Here is a 16,734-nt window from a genome sequence, read left to right on the forward strand (position 1 = left end):
CGAAGGAAACGGTGAGACGCATGATGACGGTGCCGAGTCAGGTGGTCCACGTCGATTCCCCGACCGAGCAGCGCAACCCCCGCACCACCGAGATCGACCGGATGTCGACCCTCGGCATCCTGACCATGATCAACGACGAGGACCGCCTGGTCCCCGATGCGGTCGCCAAGGTCCTGCCCGAGCTGGCGGACGCGGTCGATCATGCGGTGGAGGCGCTGCGCACCGGCCATCGTGTGCACTACGTCGGCGCCGGCACGTCCGGCCGGCTGGCGACGCTGGACGCCGCCGAGCTCGTTCCCACGTTCAACGTGCCGTCCGACTGGTTCGTCGCGCACCACGCGGGCGGCGACCGGGCGCTGCGCGAAGCGGTCGAGAACGCCGAAGACGACGCTGCCGCGGGCGCGGCGGAAATCTCGGCTTCGGTGCGGGCAGGCGACTTCGTGCTGGGCCTGACCGCGTCCGGCCGCACCCCGTTCGTGATCGGCGCGCTGCAGGCGGCCGCGCGGCTCGGCGCGGCGACCGGTCTGGTCTCGGGCAACGCGCGTGCGGACAGGCCGGCCGGGGTCGACGTGTTCATCTCGGTGGACACCGGCCCGGAGGTGATCGCGGGGTCGACGCGGATGAAGGCGGGGTCGGCGCAGAAGATCCTGCTGACCGCCTTCTCGACGGCCACGATGATCAAGCTCGGCCGCACGTACTCGAACCTGATGGTCAGCCTGCGCGCCACCAACGCGAAGCTGCGCGGCCGGACGCTGCGGATCCTCAGCGAGGCGACGGGCGTGAACGAGCGGGAGGCCGCCGAAGCCCTGGCGGAGGCGAACGGTGACCTGAAGGTCGCGCTGGTGCACCTGCTGTGCGGGGTGGACGCGGCGACGGCGGCCGACATGCTGGCCGCGAACGGCGGGCACGTGCGGGAGGCGCTGCTCGCCTGCGCGACGACCTGAGGTCGCGCAGTCCCGGGGAGGTGCGCAGGGAGCGTCGCACTTCCCCGGAATTGCGCGACTACGAGCGCTTGACGACGGCCCGCGCACGGCACCGCGATGTGTTGCCCGAAGTGGACGTGTGCACAACACGGACCGTCTCGCAACTGATCAACGGATGCTGCTGACGAGGCGGCTCAGCCGGCCGCGTCGACGATGCTCTTGGCCACCCGCGCTCCGTGAACGAAGCGACCGGCGATAGGCCGGGCGCGCGCCAACCCCGAAAATTCCGCGACCAGGGCGCACGCGGGTGCTACCGACTGCGCACCACGCCCCGCGTCCCCGTGACGCGACCGCCGGAGCGGCTCAGCCGGCCGCGTCGGCGATGCTCTTGGCCTCCCGGGCGCCCGCTTCCAGCGCTTCACACACGAAGAGGAGCCACGAGCGCACGCCGTCGGGGCTCCCGGTCGCGAAGGCTGCCGCCGCCTCTTGGTACCGGGCGGCCCGGCGGAAGAAGGCGACCTCGGGGACGCTCAGGCCCTTCGGGTCGACCCCGGTCGCCGTCATGGTCAGGCGAGCCGCGGCGCGGGCCAGCACGCCGTCCGCCGTGCCGAAGGGCCGCAGGCTGAGCAGCTCGCCGTGCACGACGGCGGTCAGCACGGGGCCCGGCACCGACGTCGCGCCCGTGACCAGCTGCGTCAGGAGGTCCAGGCGGGTGCCGGCGGCCGGGTCGGGGCGGCCCAGCGCGTCCTGGTCGTCGACGAGATCGGCCGCGGCCAGGACGTGCATCCGGGCCAGCGCCTGCCGCGGGGCGCGGCGCCACGTCGGCAGCAACGACTCGCTCGCCTCGGCGACCCGCAGCGCGCCGGCCAGGATCGGGTCCTTCACCTCGGCGTCGGCCGGGATTTCCGGGTCCGCGCCGTCGAGCGCGGCCGACGCCCGGGCGCCCCGGACGGACGCCTCGGCGGCGGTGGCCGAGCCGCCGCGCAGGTTCACCGGGAGCCGGTGCACGGCGAAGACCGCGTCCTGCGCCTTCTTCACCGCTTCGGCCACGCCCTCCAAGTCGAGCAGTGGCGCCAGTGGGTCGCTCATGCGTCCAGCACCTGCCCCTCGCGCCGGATCACCGGCGGCTGCTTCGACCAGGCGAAGTTGATCCACCGGTCCGTGCGGCGCCACACGTATTCGCACTTCACCTCTGACCAGGGCTTTTCGTACACAACCGCGCAGCGCACGTCCGCCACGTGGTCCGCGCAGAAGTCACGCACCAGCTTGAGCGTCGCGCCGGTGTCGGCGACGTCGTCGGCCACCAGGACCTTCGCTCCAGTCAGGTCGACGGCGTTCGGCACCGGCGGCAGCATGACCGGCAGTTCGAGCCGCTCGCCGACGCCGGTGTAGAACTCGACGTTCATGACGTGCAGGTTCTTCACGTCGAGCGCGTAGCCGAGCGCGCCGGCGACGAACAACCCGCCGCGGGCGATGGACAGGATCACGTCCGGCTCGTAACCGCTGTCCGCGACCTGTTGGGCGAGCTCCCGGCTGGCCGAACCGAACAACTCCCAGGTGAGCTCTTCCCGCTCAGCCACTCGGACCTCCTTCGACGCGTCCCCGCGAGCATATGAGGGGGCGATCCGGGCCCCCGAACCCAGGCCGAGTGGCCCGCGCCACATCCCTCGCGTGCGGTGATCGACGCGGGACGTGCCGCGAGGTGCTGCGCTCTTTCGTCACGGGGGCTAACGTCGCTACCGTGCATCCGGCGTCAGCCAGTGATGAGTGACTTCAGGAGGCCGTGCACCATGACAGAGCAGTCCCCCGCGCTGGACAACCTGCTCACCGAGAACCGGACGTTCCCGCCGACCGACGAGTTCGCGGCGCAGGCCAACGCGAAGGCCGATTGGTACGACAAGGCCGACGCCGACCGCGAAGCGTTCTGGGCCGAGCAGGCGGAGCGGCTGCACTGGGACACCAAGTGGTCCCAGGTCCTCGACTGGTCGGGCGCGCCCTTCGCGAAGTGGTTCGTCGGCGGCAAGCTGAACGTCGCGTACAACTGCGTCGACCGGCACGTCGAGTCCGGGCACGGTGAGCAGGTCGCCATCCACTGGGTCGGCGAGCCGGGCGACACCCGCGACATCACCTACGCCCAGCTCAAGGACGAGGTGTCCAAGGCCGCGAACGCGCTGGCCTCCCTGGGCGTCACCTCCGGCGACCGGGTCGCCATCCAGCTGCCGATGATCCCCGAGGCGATCGTGGCGATGCTGGCCTGCGCGCGGCTGGGCGCGATGCACTCCGTCGTCTTCGGCGGGTTCTCCCCGGCCGCGCTGCGCTCCCGGGTGGACGACGCCGAGGCCAAGGTCGTGATCACCTCCGACGGCCAGTACCGCCGCGGCAAGGCCGCCCCGATGAAGACCAACGTCGACGAGGCCCTCGACGGTGCCGCGAGCGTGGAGAAGGTCATCGTCGTGCGCCGCACCGGCGAAGAGGTCCCCATGGGCGAGCGGGACGTGTGGTGGCACGAGTTCGTCGACGGCCAGTCCACCGAGCACACCCCGGAGGCGTTCGACTCCGAGCACCCGCTGTTCATCCTCTACACCAGCGGCACCACCGGGAAGCCGAAGGGCATCCTGCACACCTCCGGCGGCTACCTGACCCAGGTCGCCTACACCCACCACGTCGTCTTCGACCACAAGCCGGGCGAGGACGTCTACTGGTGCACGGCCGACATCGGCTGGGTGACCGGCCACTCCTACATCGTCTACGGCCCGCTGGCCAACCGCGCGACCCAGGTGGTCTACGAGGGCACCCCCAACACGCCGCACGAGGGCAGGCACTGGGAGATCATCCAGAACCACAAGGTCTCGATCTACTACACCGCGCCGACGCTGATCCGCACGTTCATGAAGTGGGGCGAGGACATCCCGGCGAAGTACGACCTGTCCAGCCTGCGCGTGCTGGGCAGCGTCGGCGAGCCGATCAACCCCGAGGCGTGGATGTGGTACCGCGAGCACATCGGCGCGGGCAAGGCGCCGGTCGTGGACACCTGGTGGCAGACCGAAACCGGCTCCATCATGATCTCCCCGCTGCCCGGTGTCACCTCGACCAAGCCCGGTTCGGCGCAGCGCCCGCTGCCCGGCATCTCGGCGAAGGTCGTCGACGACACCGCGACCGAGGTCGGCAAGGGCGGCGGCGGCTACCTGGTGCTGGACAAGCCGTGGCCATCGATGCTGCGCGGCATCTGGGGCGACGACGAGCGCTTCCGCGAGACTTACTGGTCGCGGTTCGCCGACCAGGGCTTCTACTTCGCCGGTGACGGCGCGAAGTACGACAACGACGGCGACATCTGGCTGCTCGGCCGGGTCGACGACGTCATGAACGTGTCCGGCCACCGCATCTCCACCACCGAGGTCGAGTCCGCGCTGGTCTCGCACCCGACGGTGGCCGAGGCGGCGGTGGTCGGCGCCTCCGACCCGACCACCGGGCAGGGCATCGTCGCGTTCGTGATCCTGCGCGGCGCCGCGGCCGAAGGCGGCGACGAGGCGGTGCAGGAGCTGCGCAACCACGTGGCGAAGGAGATCGGCCCGATCGCCAAGCCGCGGCAGATCATGGTCGTGCCCGAGCTGCCCAAGACCCGCTCCGGCAAGATCATGCGCCGCCTGCTGCGCGACGTGGCCGAGAACCGCCAGATCGGCGACGTCACCACGCTGGCCGACTCCAGCGTCATGGAACTCATCTCCAGCGGCCTGAAGTCCGGCAAGGAGGACTGACGCACGAACAAGGGCCCTGCACCTCGCGGTGCAGGGCCCTTGTCATGGGGACCCGAGGAAGAAGCGGATCAGCCGGTGACGTCCAGGTGGGCCTTCACCGGGGTCGGCTTCGGGGCCTTGCCGTTGGCGTCGGGCTTGTCGCCCGCACCCGAGCCGGCGCCACCGCCGGAGCTGGTCTTCGTCGAGGTCGGCGTGCTCGGCTTCGGCGTGCTGGTGCCGGTCGGCTTGGTGGTCGGGGTCTCGCTGCCGCCGTTGTCGTCGTCGCCCGGCGCGCAGGTGACCGACGCGATGTCCAGCGTCTGCAGGTTGTCGATCTTGATGGAGATCGCGGTGACGGTGATCGAGCCGTCGTCCTTCTTGGTCTGCTTGTTGAGCACGACCGAGAGCAGGCCCGGCACGGCGACCGTGGTGTTGGTCGGCGCGGTCACGTCGAGGGTGATGTCACCGAGCTTCGCCTTGGCCAGCGAAGAGGTGCCCTTGCCGCCCTCGCACTCCGCCTCGATGGCGGTCGCGGTCAGCAGCGGCTTGCCGACGCCGAGGCCGACGTTGACGTCGGCGACGCTGGCGCGCGCCTGGCCAGCGCCCGCCGAGGCGTTGAGCAGCTTGACCTGCGCAAGGCCCGGCACGTTCAGCGAGGCCAGCGACTTCTGCTCGAAGCCCTTCTCGTCGGTGACGTACGGGCTGGGGTCGATGCCGAGGAGGCCCTTGGCGGCGATCGCGTAGGCGGAGTTGACGCCGTCCGAGGTGGTCGTGGTCGCACCGGCGGCCGGCGCGAGCAGCACCGAGGTGGCGAGCGCGGTCGCGAGCACGCCGACGCCGCCGGCCACAGCCTTCTTTCTGGACAAGGAATTCCCTTTCGTGAAATGGAAATGCGAAATGAAGCCGGCGACCCCCGTAGCGCATTCCGGCCGCCGGCGAAGCGGGGAAGAAGCTCAGTTCGTCACGTGATGTTCACGATCGTGCCGAGCGGCAGTTCGACCAGCGCGTCGAGCGCCTCCGTGGGCACCCGGATGCAGCCGTCGCTGTTCGCCTGGCCGACGAAGCTGTTGTTGGGCCAGGTGTGCAAGCCCACCGTGCCCGGACCGCCGCCGAAGGTCTCCAGCGAATCGGAGTGGTAGCTCAGCGGCAGCACGATCGGGCTGTAGGTGTTCTTCGTTTCCTCGATCGAGGCGATGATGTAAGCACGCCCCGCCGGGGTCGGGTGTTCGGCCTTGCCGGTGCCGATCGTCCACTTGCCGATCGACTTGCCGCTCTCCAGGATCTCCAGGCTGAAGGCGGCACGGTCCACATTGACCACGTAGTCGTTCTGCGCGGATTCGGCGGCGCCCTCGCTCAGGTGCACCCAGCCGGACGCGGCGTTCGGCCGGGTCGGCAGCAGGACGTGCACCCAGTCGCCCTGCTCCGCGATCACCGGCACCCACGTCGGCGATCCCATTTGGATGGACGGCAGCTTCGCGATCGCTTTGCCGCCAACGGAGTCGTACACGACCATGTCGGCCTTGGGGTGGATCACGCGGCCTGCCGTCGCGCCGCCGGAGGGCTGCGGGTCGAGCGGGGCGTTCGCGACCGTGGCGAACGTGGTCGCCTCCGGCAGCTGGGTCAGGTCTTCCTGGCTGACCGCGGCCGGCTTCACGCCGTCCTCGTCGCCACCGGAGCACGCCCCGGTGAGCAGTGCCAGGGTCGAGACCCCGGCCACGGCGAGGAGCCGGACCGGGAGCCGTCCGCGGCGCGCAGAACCCGTCTGCGTGCGCGAGCTGCACGTCATGCGCATTACCACAATCCTTGAGGACCTACATCGGACAAGAATTCACCAAGGCGGTCTCCCCCGAAGACATGCGGCACCGCAGGTGCGCCTTGGGCCTTATTGCTATCAGGACCCCCCTAGGTGATCAAACTCCCGGGTGACGGGGGTCGATTAGGGAGAGCAGGGCAAATGCTGCATTTGCCGAGGTCGCGCGAAAAACGAGATACACCCGATCGGGTACAGATAAGTAACACCCACTTCGACCTGCCCCATCGAGCGACATCGCTTCCTCACCCTGGCGGGTGATGGCGGCAGCGTATCGGTCCCTCCGGACGCGGCGCCCCGGGGGTACGTGGAAGTAGGTAGCGGGAGACAATCGCCGGGCACCCCAGCGAGCGGCTATCGAACGCCTGTTCTAGAATTCGGGCCGACGTAGCCGGACCCCACGAGAGGGAGACCGCAGCACCGATGAGCTTGGACACCACGACCACCCCGCAGGAGCAGGACACCCCCGTCACGCCGGCGCCGGTCACGGACGACTCCGCAGCCGCTCCCGCTTCCGCCGCCCCCTCCGCCGAAAGCGAGGAAGCCAAGCCCAAGCGCGGCCGCCCGAAGGCCTCCGCGGCGAAGAAGACCCGCACCGTCGAGCTCACGCTCACCGTCACCGGCACCGCCGACGGCGAATGGCAGGCCGAGCTCAAGCACGGCTCCAAGTGGGTCGCGCAGGGCCTGAAGATCCCGGCCTCGGCCGTGTCCCGCGCGGCCAAGGAGCTGCACGAGGACCTGTCGACCCCGATCGACGAGGTGATCAACGCCGCCGTCGAGCAGCAGAAGGCCAAGGTCGCCGCGCTGGAGGCCGAGCTGGAGCAGGCCAGGCAGGCCCTCGCCGAGCTCGACGCCTGACCGAGGCCGCCGGAACCGATCGCCGTCGGGCGATCCCCAGACCCGCCGGGGCGGATGTCCATCGATCAGGCATCCGTCCCGGCGTTCTTTTCCCACCCGCCACTTTCCGCGTACCATCTGTATACAACGTGTATGGAGGGAGCCCCGGATGCCGGCGACGAACAAGCCCGCCCAGTCCGGGCGGGCGAAGGCCTACGACTACCTGAAGAACACCGTGCTGGCAGACCCCGACGCCGAGGGCGGCTTCATCAGCGAACAGGAGGTCGCCGAGCGCGTCGGCGTCTCCCGCACCCCGGTGCGCGAGGCGTTGCTGCAGCTCGCGGCCGAGGAACTGGTGCAGCTCGTGCCCAACCGGGGCGCGTACATCGCGCCGCTGACCGGGCGCGACCTGCGGGACCTCGTCGAACTGCGCGGGCTGCTCGAGCGGTTCGCGGCCGAGCGGGTCATGGCGGACGGCACCGTGCCGTGGCGGGCCATGCAGAAGGTCCTCGAACAGCAGGAACGCTGCGACGACCCGGCGTCGGCCAAGGAGTTCATCGAACTCGACGCGCACTTCCACACGCTGCTCGTCGAGGCCGCGGGCAACTCGATGCTGAGCCGGACCTACACCGCGCTCCGAGCCCGGCAGGTGCGTGCCGGGCTCGTCGCGCTGCGGCGGTCAGGCACCCGGCACGCGGAGGTCATCCACGAGCACCAGGCCATCGTGACCGCACTGGCCAACGGTGAGGTCGAGGCGGCGCTGGCCGCCATCGACGACCACCACGCCCAGACGTTGAAGCATCAGCTGACGACCACCTGAGTCTCGTCGCGGGCCTCCCGCGCGAGGGCGATGCCGACGGCGCTGACCACCGCGGTCACCACCACGTACAGCGCGAGCGCGACCCAGCTGTCGAAACCGGCCAGCAGCGACGTGAACAGCAGCGGCGCGATGGCGCCGCCGATCACGCCGGCGAGCGTGTAGGCCAGCGAGCTGCCGGTGTAGCGCAGGCGCTCGGTGAACTGCTCGGTGATCAGCGCGGCCTGCGGCCCGTACAGCGCGGCATGGATGACGAGCGCGATCACGATGCCGACCAGCAGCAGGCCGAACGAGCGGCCGGACACCAGCGGGAAGAACACGAACGGCCAGATCGCCGCGGCGATGGTCGCGAAGAGGTAGAGCTTGCGGCGGTTCATGCGGTCCGACAGGGCGCCGAACGCCGGCATCAGGACGAGCTGGCCTGCGGACCCGATCATCACCGCGGTGAGTCCCTGGCTGCGGGACATGCCCAGCTCCTGGGTCATGTAGGTCAGCACGAAGACGGTGAACAGCGCATACAGCACGTCGGGGCAGACGCGGACGAAGATCGCGGCCAGCAGGGCCCGGCGCTCGTACTTGAAGACCTCGGAGATCGGCGCGCTGGGCCGCTCACCGCTCTCCGCGATGCGCTTGAAGACCGGGGTCTCCTCCAGCTTGAGCCGGATCCACAGGCCGAACGCGACGAGCACGGCGGACAGCAGGAACGCCACGCGCCAGCCCCACGAGTCGAACTGCTCCTCGGTCAGCAGCAGGGCCAGCAGCGCGAGCACACCGTTGGCGAGCAGGTTGCCGGCAGGCGGGCCCACCTGGGCGGCGGAGGCCCAGAACCCGCGCTTCTTCGGATCACCGAACTCGCTGGAGAGCAGCACCGCGCCGCCCCACTCACCGCCGATGCCGACGCCCTGAGCGAAGCGCAGCAGGACCAGCAGCACCGCCGCCGTGCCGCCGATCGCGGAGTGGGTCGGCAGGACGCCGATGAGGAAGGTGGCGATGCCGGTGAGCAGCAGCGTGATCACGAGGACGCGCTTGCGGCCGAGCACGTCGCCGAGTCGGCCGAAGACGAACCCGCCGAGCGGGCGGGAGAGGTAGCCGACGGCGTAGGTGGAGAACGCGGCCATCGTGCTGACCAGCGGGTCGCCCGCCGGGAAGAACTGGTGTCCGAACACGGTGGCCGCGGCCACTGAGTAGGCCGCGAAGTCGTACCACTCCAGCGACGTGCCGGACAGGCTGGCCAGGAAGGCACGCCGTAGCGATGCCCTGTCCACGGTCGGCGTTACCGAGGTCATTGCTCACATCCTGATCTCTTCGGTGCCACGATGCTGTAATACTCGTTGTATACAACCTGCATGCGCAACCCCTCGCAGGTAAGAACTGGGTTACCCGAAATTACGGAGGACGACATGCCGACGCTGAGCTTCGACCTGCCCGACGGCACGACGGTGACCACTCCGGTGACGACCCTGCTGAACGCCGGGTATGCGGGCCGCGACCAGGCCGACGTCGCCGCGCACGTCGCCGAACTGGCCGAGCTGGGCGTGCCGGCGCCGAAGGTCACGCCGGCGCTGTACCCGGTCGCCCCGTACCTGGCCGCCCAGACCGACGAGGTGCCCGCCCAGCACGGCCGCACGTCCGGCGAGGCGGAGTGGGCGCTGGTGATCACCGCCGAGGGTGTGTTGCTCACCGTCGCGTGCGACCACACCGACCGGGAGCTCGAGGTGCACGGCGTGGCGTGGAGCAAGAACGCGGCGCCGGACGTGCTGGGGCGCAAGGCGTGGCGGCTGGACGACGTGGCGGACCGGCTGGACTCGCTGACGCTGCGCGGCTGGGCGGACGGGCAGCTGATCCAGGACGGCACGCTCGCCGAGCTGCTGACGCCGCAGCACTGGCTCGACGTGCTGCGCGAGCGCGGACTTTACGAGCCGGGGGTGGTGCTGATCTCCGGAACCATCCCGATGGTGCCGGGGGTGAACCAGTTCGCCGGCGAATGGCGGGTCGAACTGGGCGACCCGGCGACCGGCAACACGATCGAGGCGGCCTACCGCGTCCGGCGGTTGCCGGAGGTGATCGGCTGACCGGCGCTCGGCCGCGCATCGACTGCTTTGTGAAGACCTAGCGCCGCCCTGCGCGTGGCATCCCTCGATCGCCGCGGGCGCGCGGCTGCGCGCAGGCGCGATGGCTCCCTGTCGGCGGGCGCGGGCGGCCGCCGGGCGCCAAGAACGGCGGGGCACCCCCTCCCCGCCGGCGCGTTCAGGGGCGCGCCGGCAGGGACCTCAGCCGCGCAACCTGGTGTTGAGCCGTGCGGCTTGGCGGGTCAGGTGGTCGCGCTCGGCGAGGTTCGTGGCCTTCGCGGCGGCCTCCGCGTACAACCGGGCGGCGCTCGCCAGGTCACCATCGCGTTCGTGCAGGTACGCCGATACCGCGGCGTACCGCGGCAGTCCTTCGTCCAGGGACGCGAGTTCCGCCAGGCCCGCGCGTGGGCCGTCCGCCTCGCCGACCGCGACCGCCCGGTTCAGGCGCACCAGCGGGCTGTCGGTCAACCGCACCAGCTCGTCGTACCACTCGACGATCTGCACCCAGTCGGTCTCCTCCGCAGTGGGCGCGTCGGCGTGCAGGGCGGCGATCGCGGCCTGCGCCTGGAACTCGCCGAGCCGGTCACGGGCCAGCGCCGCCTGCAGGATCTCCACGCCCTCCGCGATCAAGCGGGTGTCCCACCGGCCGCGGTCCTGCTCGGCGAGCGGCACCAGGCTGCCATCGGGCGCGGTCCGGCTCGCGCGGCGGGCGTGGTGCAGCAGCATCAGGGCGAGCAGCCCGGCCACCTCGGGGTGGTCGATCACCGCCGCGAGCTGGCGGGTCAGCCGGATCGCCTCGGCGGCCAGGTCGACGTCACCGGAGTACCCCTCGTTGAACACCAGGTAGAGCACGCGCAGCACGGTGGCGACGTCGCCGGGCTGGTCGAAGCGCACCCCGGAGACCGTCCGCTTGGCGCGGCTGACGCGCTGCGCCATCGTCGCCTCCGGCACCAGGTACGCGGCGGCGATCTGCCGGGTGGTCAGGCCGCCGACCGCGCGCAACGTGAGCGCGACCGCGGACGACGGGGTCAGCGACGGGTGCGCGCACAGGAAGTACAGCTGGAGCGTGTCGTCCACGCCGACGGCCTGCCCCGGTTCCGGCTCCTCGTCGACGATGTCCTCACGACGGCGCCGGGCCGCGTCCGCCCTGGTCGCGTCGAGGAACTTCCGCCAGGCGACAGTGACCAGCCAGCCCTTCGGATCGCGCGGCGGGTCGGCAGGCCACACGCGCAACGCCTCGACCAGCGCCTCCTGCACCGCGTCCTCGGCCGCCGCGAAGTCGGCTCCGCGGCGGACGAGGATCGCGAGCACAGTCGGGGTGAGACCACGGAGCAGGGCCTCGTCCACCGCGGGGGTCATTCCGTGACGGTGGGCGGCTCGGCGAGGAAGGGGCGCAGCTCGAGCCATTCGTGGATCGGCTTGCCGCCCGCCCCGGGTGCGGCCGACAGTTCGCCGGCCAGCTCCAACGCACGCTCGTGGCTGTCCACGTCGATCACCATCCAGCCCGCGATCAGGTCCTTGGTCTCCGGGAACGGGCCGTCGGTCACCGGCGGACGACCCTCCCCGTCGTAGCGCACCCACGTCCCCTCCGGAGCCAGCGCCTGACCGTCGACGAACTCACCGGTCTCCTCCAACCTGGCCGCGAAAACCCGCATGTACTGCACGTGCGCGGTGACCTCCTCCGGCGTCCACTGATCCATCGGCACGTCGTTGACCGCCGCCGGAGCGCCGCGGTAGTGCTTGAGCAGCAGGTACTTGGCCATGATCTTCTCCTCGGTGTGGTACGGCCCATTGTGGCCGCGTACCAACCGGGGACGGAGCCGTTTCCGGCATCTCGACACCGACGCGCGAACTTTTTTTTCCGGCAGACCGCTGCGGTTTAGGCAAGACTCAGCTAATGCGGGAAACCGGCCCCGGGGTGCTTCAATGACCACGTGACCGAGACGAAGGACGCCGCCGAGGCGCACGCGCACGAACCCCACGGCGAGAGCCTGGGCAGCAGGCTGAACTGGCTGCGCGCCGGGGTTCTCGGGGCCAACGACGGGATCGTGTCGGTCGCCGGGCTCGTCGTCGGCGTCGCAGGCGCGACCACCGACCACGGCGCCATTCTGATGGCCGGAATAGCCGGACTGGTCGCGGGCGCGCTTTCCATGGCGGGCGGGGAATACGTTTCGGTGAGCACCCAGCGCGACACCGAGCAGGCCGCGCTCAAGCTGGAAAAACAAGAACTGAAGACGATGCCGGAGGCCGAGGAGCGGGAGCTCGCCGACATCTACGAGGACAAGGGCCTGTCCCGCGAGCTCGCCGAGCGGGTGGCCCGCGAGCTGTCGCAGAAGGACGCGCTCGCCGCCCACGCGGAGGCCGAGCTCGGCATCGATCCCGACGAGCTGACCAACCCGTGGCAGGCCGCGTGGGCGTCGTTCGTGTCGTTCTCAATCGGCGCGCTCATCCCGCTGCTGGCGATCGCGCTGCCGCCCACGTCGTGGCGGGTGTGGACGTGCGCGATCGCCGTCGTCGCGGGCCTCGCGCTGACCGGGTACACCAGTGCCCGGCTCGGCAGCGCCGGGCCGGGCCGGGCGGTGGCGCGCAACGTGGGCGTCGGCGCGCTGACCATGCTGGTCACCTACTACGTCGGCACGCTGTTCGGCATCACCGCCGGCTAGCGCGGAACGCGGTAGCGGATGTGGGTGGCCTCGGGCGTGTCGATCACCTCGGGGATCCCCAGCTCGATCCGCGCGGGCAGTACGTCGAACAGCCTGCGGCCGCCGCCGAACAGCACGGGGATCTGGTGGATCTGCACCTCGTCCAGCACGCCCGCCTCGATCGGCCGCTGCCCGGTGTACGCGCCGATGACGTGCACCCGGCGGTCTCCGGCGGCCGCCTTCGCCCGTGCCATCGCCTCGACGATGCCGTCCGCGTAGGTCATCAGCGGGTAACCGGCCACGTCCGGGCCGGGCGGCCGGTGGCTGGGCACGAAGATCGGGACGCCCATGCCCCCGTGGTCGCCACCCCAGTGATCGACCTGCTCCGCGGTCCGGCGCCCGCTGACGACCGCACCGGCCGCGCTGATCCGGTCCATCAGCTCGGCACTGGGACCGGATTGGCGTGGTTCGAAGTCCGGGGTGAACGCCCATTCGTGCAGGCGCATGAAGCCGTCGCCGCCGGGGTTTCCCGGTCCGTCGTTCGGGCCGGGCGGATTCGACCGGCTAGCGCACGCCCGACATCAGTTTCCGCACGAACGGGCTGATCAGCGCCAGCACCACACCGATCACGACGGCGACCCCGCCGACGATGCCGAAGTACGACGCCTCGTGGTCGGTGCCGTAGTACTCGGCCAGCGAGCCGGACAGCGCGGTGCCCAGTGAGACCGACAGGAAGTTCAACGCGACCATCTGCGTGCGGAACGCGTCCGGCGCCAGCTTCGTCGACAGGGACAGGCCGACCGGCGACAGCATCAGCTCCGCGACGGTGAACACCAGCAGGATCCCGACCAGCGCGAGCAGTGGCGTGCTGTTTCCGGCGCCGCCCGCGAAGAACAGGAACAGCAGGAACGCCACACCCATCACGGACGTGCCGAGCGCGAACTTGATCGGCGTCGACGGCTGCCGTGAGCCCAGCTTGATCCAGATCGCGGCCAACACCGGCGCGAGCAGCAGGATGAACACCGGGTTGATCGACTGCACCCAGCTCACCGGCATCTCCCAGCCGAACAGGTCGCGGTCCAGCCGCTGGTCCGAATACACCGCGACCACCGTGAACTGCTGCTGGTAGAGCGCGAAGAACGCGGCGCTGGCGATGAACATCGGGATGAACGACAGCACCCGCCGCCGCTCGATGGCGGTGATCTTGCTGCTGCTCAGGATCACCGTGAAGTAGACGACCGACGCGATGCCGACGATCCACACGACCACGTCGGACAGGTTGGCCGCGGTGACGATCCCGCTCAGCACGGCCGCCACGATGACGGCGACCAGCACCAGTAGCACCCCGCCGATCGCGGGCCGCCGCTGCGCGGGCAGCGGGTTGGGCACCTCGCGCGCGGTGTCGGGCAGGTTGCGCCGGAAGATCGTGTACTGGGTCAGGCCGATCGCCATGCCGATCGCGGCGAGCCCGAACCCGAGGTGGAAGCCGACTTCGCTCTGCGCGAGCCCGGTGAGCAGCGGGCCGACGAACCCACCCAGGTTGACGCCCATGTAGAAGATCGTGAAGCCGGCGTCGCGCCGCTCGTCCTTCTCGCCGTAGAGCGTGCCGACGACCGCGGTGGCGTTGCCCTTCAACCCGCCGCTGCCGATTGCGACGCACACCAGGCCGACGCCGATCCCCAGGAAACCGGGCAGGAACGCGAGGCTGATGTGCCCGATCATGATCAGCACGGCGCTGTAGAACAGCGTGCGCTCGGACCCCAGCAGGCGGTCGGCGACCCAGGCGCCCACGATCGTGGACAGGTACACGAGACCGCCGTAGGCCCCGACGATGCTGGTGGCGGTGGCCTCCGGCATCGCGAGGCCGCCCTCGGCGACCGAGTAGTAGAGGTAGATCGGCAGGATGCCGAGCATCCCGTAGTACGAGAAGCGTTCCCACATCTCGACGCCGAACAGGTTCGCGAGCCCGATCGGGTGCCCGAAGAACCGGGTGTCGCGCTTCGCCTCGGTGGAGGTCGTCACTGCCCCGCCCTTTTAAGGTCTAGACAACGTTGGCGAGTGACATGCTACGACTCCTGTTGGGCATCATGTTACCGGCCCGTAAGGTACGATGGTTCATGGTGCGCCGGGAAGTCTGGTCGGCAAAACTCGGTCCGACCGATCCCGGAGGAGCCTCCAGTGGGCCAGCCGCGTCGCCCCGCCAGCGAATTCGTGCGTTACCTGCGCACCGAGACCACCGGCGGGATGATCCTGCTCGCCGCCACCGCCATCGCCCTGATCTGGGCGAACTCGCCGATCGGCGAGTCCTACCGCGTGGTGCGCGACTTCCACGTAGGCCCGCACCTGCTGCACCTGAACCTGTCGATCGGCGACTGGGCGAAGGACGGCCTGCTCGCGCTGTTCTTCTTCGTCGCCGGGCTCGAACTCAAGCGCGAGCTGGTCGTCGGCGAGTTGTCGCAGCTCAAGAAGGCCGTGCTGCCGATCATCGCGGCCATCGGCGGGATGATCGTGCCCGCCGTGGTCGCCCTGCTCGTCGGCGACGGCGCGGAGGGCATGGAACGCGCGTGGGCGATCCCGACCGCGACCGACATCGCGTTCGCGCTGGGTGTGCTCGCCCTCACCGCGTCGAACCTGCCGAGCAGCGCGCGCGTTTTCCTGCTGTCCCTGGCGGTCGTCGACGACCTGGGCGCGATCATCCTCATCGCCGTGTTGTTCACCACGTCCTTCAACCTGGTCGCCGCGCTGGTCGCGGTCGCCGCGCTCGCGCTGTACGCGTTCCTGCAGCACAAGCGGGTGCGGGCGTGGTGGATCTACGTGCCGCTCGCGGTCGTCGTGTGGGTCGCGGTGCACTCGGCGGGCGTGCACGCCACGATCGCCGGCGTCGCGCTCGGCCTACTCACCCGCGTGCGGCCGGACCCGGGCGAGGAGCACGCGCCCGCGATCCGACTGGAGCACCGGCTGCAGCCGTGGTCGGCGGCGGTGGCCGTGCCGGTGTTCGCGCTGTTCGCGGCCGGTATCGCGGTCAGCGGCGACTCGCTCGGCCGCGTCTTCACCGAAGCCGTGCCGCTCGCGGTGTTCCTCGGTCTGGTGGTCGGCAAGCCGGTCGGGATCTTCGGCGCCTGTTTCGCGGCGGTGAAGCTGCGGCTCGCGGAGAAGCCGCGCGGGGTCGGCTGGCGGGACATCGCGGCGTTGTCGCTGCTCGGCGGCGTCGGGTTCACGGTGTCGCTGCTGATCGCAGACCTCGCGCTGGATGGCGCGACGAGTGAGCTGGCCCGCACGGCGGTGCTGCTGGCCTCCGCTGTGTGCTCGCTGACCGGCGCGGCGGTGCTGCTGCGGCGCAACAAGGTACACGCCGCAGCGGAGGACTAACCGCGCCCCGTGCTGGGTCTTCTGGCACGATGACCCCCGTGAGCAGCCAGGAGCACGAACGCAACGGTCGGGATGCCCACGGGGCCGTGCCCTACATCCCGCTGAGCCCGGAGGCCGAGTCCGCGTCCGACGGCCAGTCGATCGGCAGCCTTGTCAGCCAGGCCACCCAGCACCTGTCCACGCTGGTCAGAGCCGAGGTCGAGCTGGCGAAGTCCGAGGTGATGGGCGAGGTCAAGAAGGGCGCCAAGGGCAGCGTCTTCTTCATCGTCGCCGGGGTGATCGGGCTCTACAGCTCGTTCTTCTTCTTTTTCTTCCTCGGCGAGCTGCTGTCCGAGTGGCTCAAGCGGTGGGCCGCGTTCGGCATCGTGTTCCTGCTGATGCTGCTGGTCGCGGGGCTGTTCGGCCTCCTCGGCTACCGCAAGGTCAAGAAGATCAGGGCGCCGGAGCGCACCATCACCAGCGTCAAGGACACGGCCGCGGCCCTCAAGCCGCGCCGGGACACCGTCCCCGAACACAGCTGAACCGCTCAGGCG

17 protein-coding genes are annotated in these 16,734 nt (G+C 70.3%); 8 read left to right on the forward strand and 9 right to left on the reverse strand.

Annotation, left to right across the window (positions count from 1 at the left end; genetic code table 11):
* The first annotated feature begins 20 nt into the window (after positions 1 to 20).
* Complete coding sequence (locus AMETH_RS33090) at positions 21 to 944, forward strand: N-acetylmuramic acid 6-phosphate etherase (RefSeq protein WP_017985477.1); 924 nt, start codon at positions 21 to 23, stop codon at positions 942 to 944.
* 342 nt (positions 945 to 1,286) lie between these two features.
* Here AMETH_RS33090 and AMETH_RS33095 read toward each other — a convergent pair whose 3' ends face one another.
* Entirely contained in the window at positions 1,287 to 2,012 is a 726-nt protein-coding gene (locus AMETH_RS33095) for a hypothetical protein (protein ID WP_017985478.1), read from the reverse strand.
* Positions 2,009 to 2,503, reverse strand: a complete 495-nt coding sequence (locus AMETH_RS33100; RefSeq protein ID WP_017985479.1) for a phosphoribosyltransferase — start codon at positions 2,501 to 2,503, stop codon at positions 2,009 to 2,011. The genes AMETH_RS33095 and AMETH_RS33100 overlap by 4 nt, the downstream gene beginning before the upstream one ends.
* Before the next feature lie 210 nt (positions 2,504 to 2,713).
* Here AMETH_RS33100 and acs point away from each other — a divergent pair, with 210 nt between their 5' ends.
* Entirely contained in the window at positions 2,714 to 4,678 is a 1,965-nt protein-coding gene (gene acs, locus AMETH_RS33105; RefSeq protein ID WP_017985480.1) for an acetate--CoA ligase, read from the forward strand.
* A gap of 68 nt (positions 4,679 to 4,746) precedes the next feature.
* Here the strand turns inward: acs and AMETH_RS33110 are convergent, their stop codons facing one another.
* Complete coding sequence (locus AMETH_RS33110) at positions 4,747 to 5,523, reverse strand: choice-of-anchor P family protein (protein ID WP_223843001.1); 777 nt, start codon at positions 5,521 to 5,523, stop codon at positions 4,747 to 4,749.
* A gap of 95 nt (positions 5,524 to 5,618) precedes the next feature.
* Entirely contained in the window at positions 5,619 to 6,449 is an 831-nt protein-coding gene (locus AMETH_RS33115; RefSeq protein WP_017985482.1) for a L,D-transpeptidase, read from the reverse strand.
* Positions 6,450 to 6,890: 441 nt separating this feature from the next.
* On the opposite strand from AMETH_RS33115, the gene AMETH_RS33120 reads away from it, so the two are divergent.
* Entirely contained in the window at positions 6,891 to 7,325 is a 435-nt protein-coding gene (locus tag AMETH_RS33120) for a DUF6319 family protein (protein ID WP_017985483.1), read from the forward strand.
* Between the two features lie 148 nt (positions 7,326 to 7,473).
* Positions 7,474 to 8,124 carry a GntR family transcriptional regulator gene (locus AMETH_RS33125; protein WP_017985484.1) on the forward strand — a complete coding sequence of 217 codons (651 nt, stop codon included), beginning with the start codon at positions 7,474 to 7,476 and terminating at the stop codon, positions 8,122 to 8,124.
* On the opposite strand, the gene AMETH_RS33130 is transcribed toward AMETH_RS33125, so the two are convergent.
* Complete coding sequence (locus AMETH_RS33130; RefSeq protein WP_017985485.1) at positions 8,106 to 9,407, reverse strand: MFS transporter; 1,302 nt, start codon at positions 9,405 to 9,407, stop codon at positions 8,106 to 8,108. The genes AMETH_RS33125 and AMETH_RS33130 overlap by 19 nt on opposite strands.
* 114 nt (positions 9,408 to 9,521) lie before the next feature.
* Here AMETH_RS33130 and AMETH_RS33135 point away from each other — a divergent pair, with 114 nt between their 5' ends.
* A complete protein-coding gene (locus AMETH_RS33135; protein ID WP_017985486.1) occupies positions 9,522 to 10,193 on the forward strand; it encodes a DUF2848 domain-containing protein in 672 nt (223 codons plus the stop codon).
* A 198-nt stretch (positions 10,194 to 10,391) separates the two neighbouring features.
* Here AMETH_RS33135 and AMETH_RS33140 read toward each other — a convergent pair whose 3' ends face one another.
* On the reverse strand, positions 10,392 to 11,549 hold the full coding sequence (locus AMETH_RS33140; RefSeq protein WP_017985487.1) for an RNA polymerase sigma factor: 1,158 nt from the start codon (positions 11,547 to 11,549) through the stop codon (positions 10,392 to 10,394).
* A complete protein-coding gene (locus tag AMETH_RS33145; RefSeq protein WP_017985488.1) occupies positions 11,546 to 11,953 on the reverse strand; it encodes a YciI family protein in 408 nt (135 codons plus the stop codon). The genes AMETH_RS33140 and AMETH_RS33145 overlap by 4 nt, the downstream gene beginning before the upstream one ends.
* Positions 11,954 to 12,124: 171 nt before the next feature.
* Here AMETH_RS33145 and AMETH_RS33150 point away from each other — a divergent pair, with 171 nt between their 5' ends.
* Positions 12,125 to 12,853, forward strand: a complete 729-nt coding sequence (locus AMETH_RS33150) for a VIT1/CCC1 transporter family protein (RefSeq protein WP_017985489.1) — start codon at positions 12,125 to 12,127, stop codon at positions 12,851 to 12,853.
* Here AMETH_RS33150 and AMETH_RS33155 read toward each other — a convergent pair.
* Positions 12,850 to 13,338 carry a dihydrofolate reductase family protein gene (locus tag AMETH_RS33155; RefSeq protein WP_017985490.1) on the reverse strand — a complete coding sequence of 163 codons (489 nt, stop codon included), beginning with the start codon at positions 13,336 to 13,338 and terminating at the stop codon, positions 12,850 to 12,852. The two genes, AMETH_RS33150 and AMETH_RS33155, sit on opposite strands and share 4 nt — an antisense overlap.
* A gap of 58 nt (positions 13,339 to 13,396) precedes the next feature.
* On the reverse strand, positions 13,397 to 14,854 hold the full coding sequence (locus AMETH_RS33160) for a peptide MFS transporter (protein ID WP_017985491.1): 1,458 nt from the start codon (positions 14,852 to 14,854) through the stop codon (positions 13,397 to 13,399).
* Between the two features lie 156 nt (positions 14,855 to 15,010).
* On the opposite strand from AMETH_RS33160, the gene nhaA reads away from it, so the two are divergent.
* Positions 15,011 to 16,201: a Na+/H+ antiporter NhaA gene (nhaA, locus tag AMETH_RS33165; protein WP_017985492.1), complete on the forward strand. Its 1,191-nt coding sequence runs from the start codon at positions 15,011 to 15,013 to the stop codon at positions 16,199 to 16,201.
* Positions 16,202 to 16,239: 38 nt separating this feature from the next.
* Positions 16,240 to 16,722 carry a phage holin family protein gene (locus AMETH_RS33170; protein WP_017985493.1) on the forward strand — a complete coding sequence of 161 codons (483 nt, stop codon included), beginning with the start codon at positions 16,240 to 16,242 and terminating at the stop codon, positions 16,720 to 16,722.
* Positions 16,723 to 16,734: the final 12 nt, after the last annotated feature.

Source organism: Amycolatopsis methanolica 239, assembly GCF_000739085.1.
Classification (GTDB): domain Bacteria; phylum Actinomycetota; class Actinomycetes; order Mycobacteriales; family Pseudonocardiaceae; genus Amycolatopsis_E; species Amycolatopsis_E methanolica.

Coding starts and splice junctions, on each gene's coding strand:
- AMETH_RS33155 (WP_017985490.1), bottom strand. CDS start 13,338: ATGCGCCTGCACGAATGGGCGTTCACCCCGGACTTCGAACCACGCCAA.
- AMETH_RS33130 (WP_017985485.1), bottom strand. CDS start 9,407: ATGACCTCGGTAACGCCGACCGTGGACAGGGCATCGCTACGGCGTGCC.
- AMETH_RS33135 (WP_017985486.1), top strand. CDS start 9,522: ATGCCGACGCTGAGCTTCGACCTGCCCGACGGCACGACGGTGACCACT.
- AMETH_RS33090 (WP_017985477.1), top strand. CDS start 21: ATGATGACGGTGCCGAGTCAGGTGGTCCACGTCGATTCCCCGACCGAG.
- AMETH_RS33145 (WP_017985488.1), bottom strand. CDS start 11,953: ATGGCCAAGTACCTGCTGCTCAAGCACTACCGCGGCGCTCCGGCGGCG.
- AMETH_RS33125 (WP_017985484.1), top strand. CDS start 7,474: ATGCCGGCGACGAACAAGCCCGCCCAGTCCGGGCGGGCGAAGGCCTAC.
- AMETH_RS33140 (WP_017985487.1), bottom strand. CDS start 11,549: ATGACCCCCGCGGTGGACGAGGCCCTGCTCCGTGGTCTCACCCCGACT.
- AMETH_RS33095 (WP_017985478.1), bottom strand. CDS start 2,012: ATGAGCGACCCACTGGCGCCACTGCTCGACTTGGAGGGCGTGGCCGAA.
- AMETH_RS33120 (WP_017985483.1), top strand. CDS start 6,891: ATGAGCTTGGACACCACGACCACCCCGCAGGAGCAGGACACCCCCGTC.
- acs (WP_017985480.1), top strand. CDS start 2,714: ATGACAGAGCAGTCCCCCGCGCTGGACAACCTGCTCACCGAGAACCGG.
- AMETH_RS33115 (WP_017985482.1), bottom strand. CDS start 6,449: ATGCGCATGACGTGCAGCTCGCGCACGCAGACGGGTTCTGCGCGCCGC.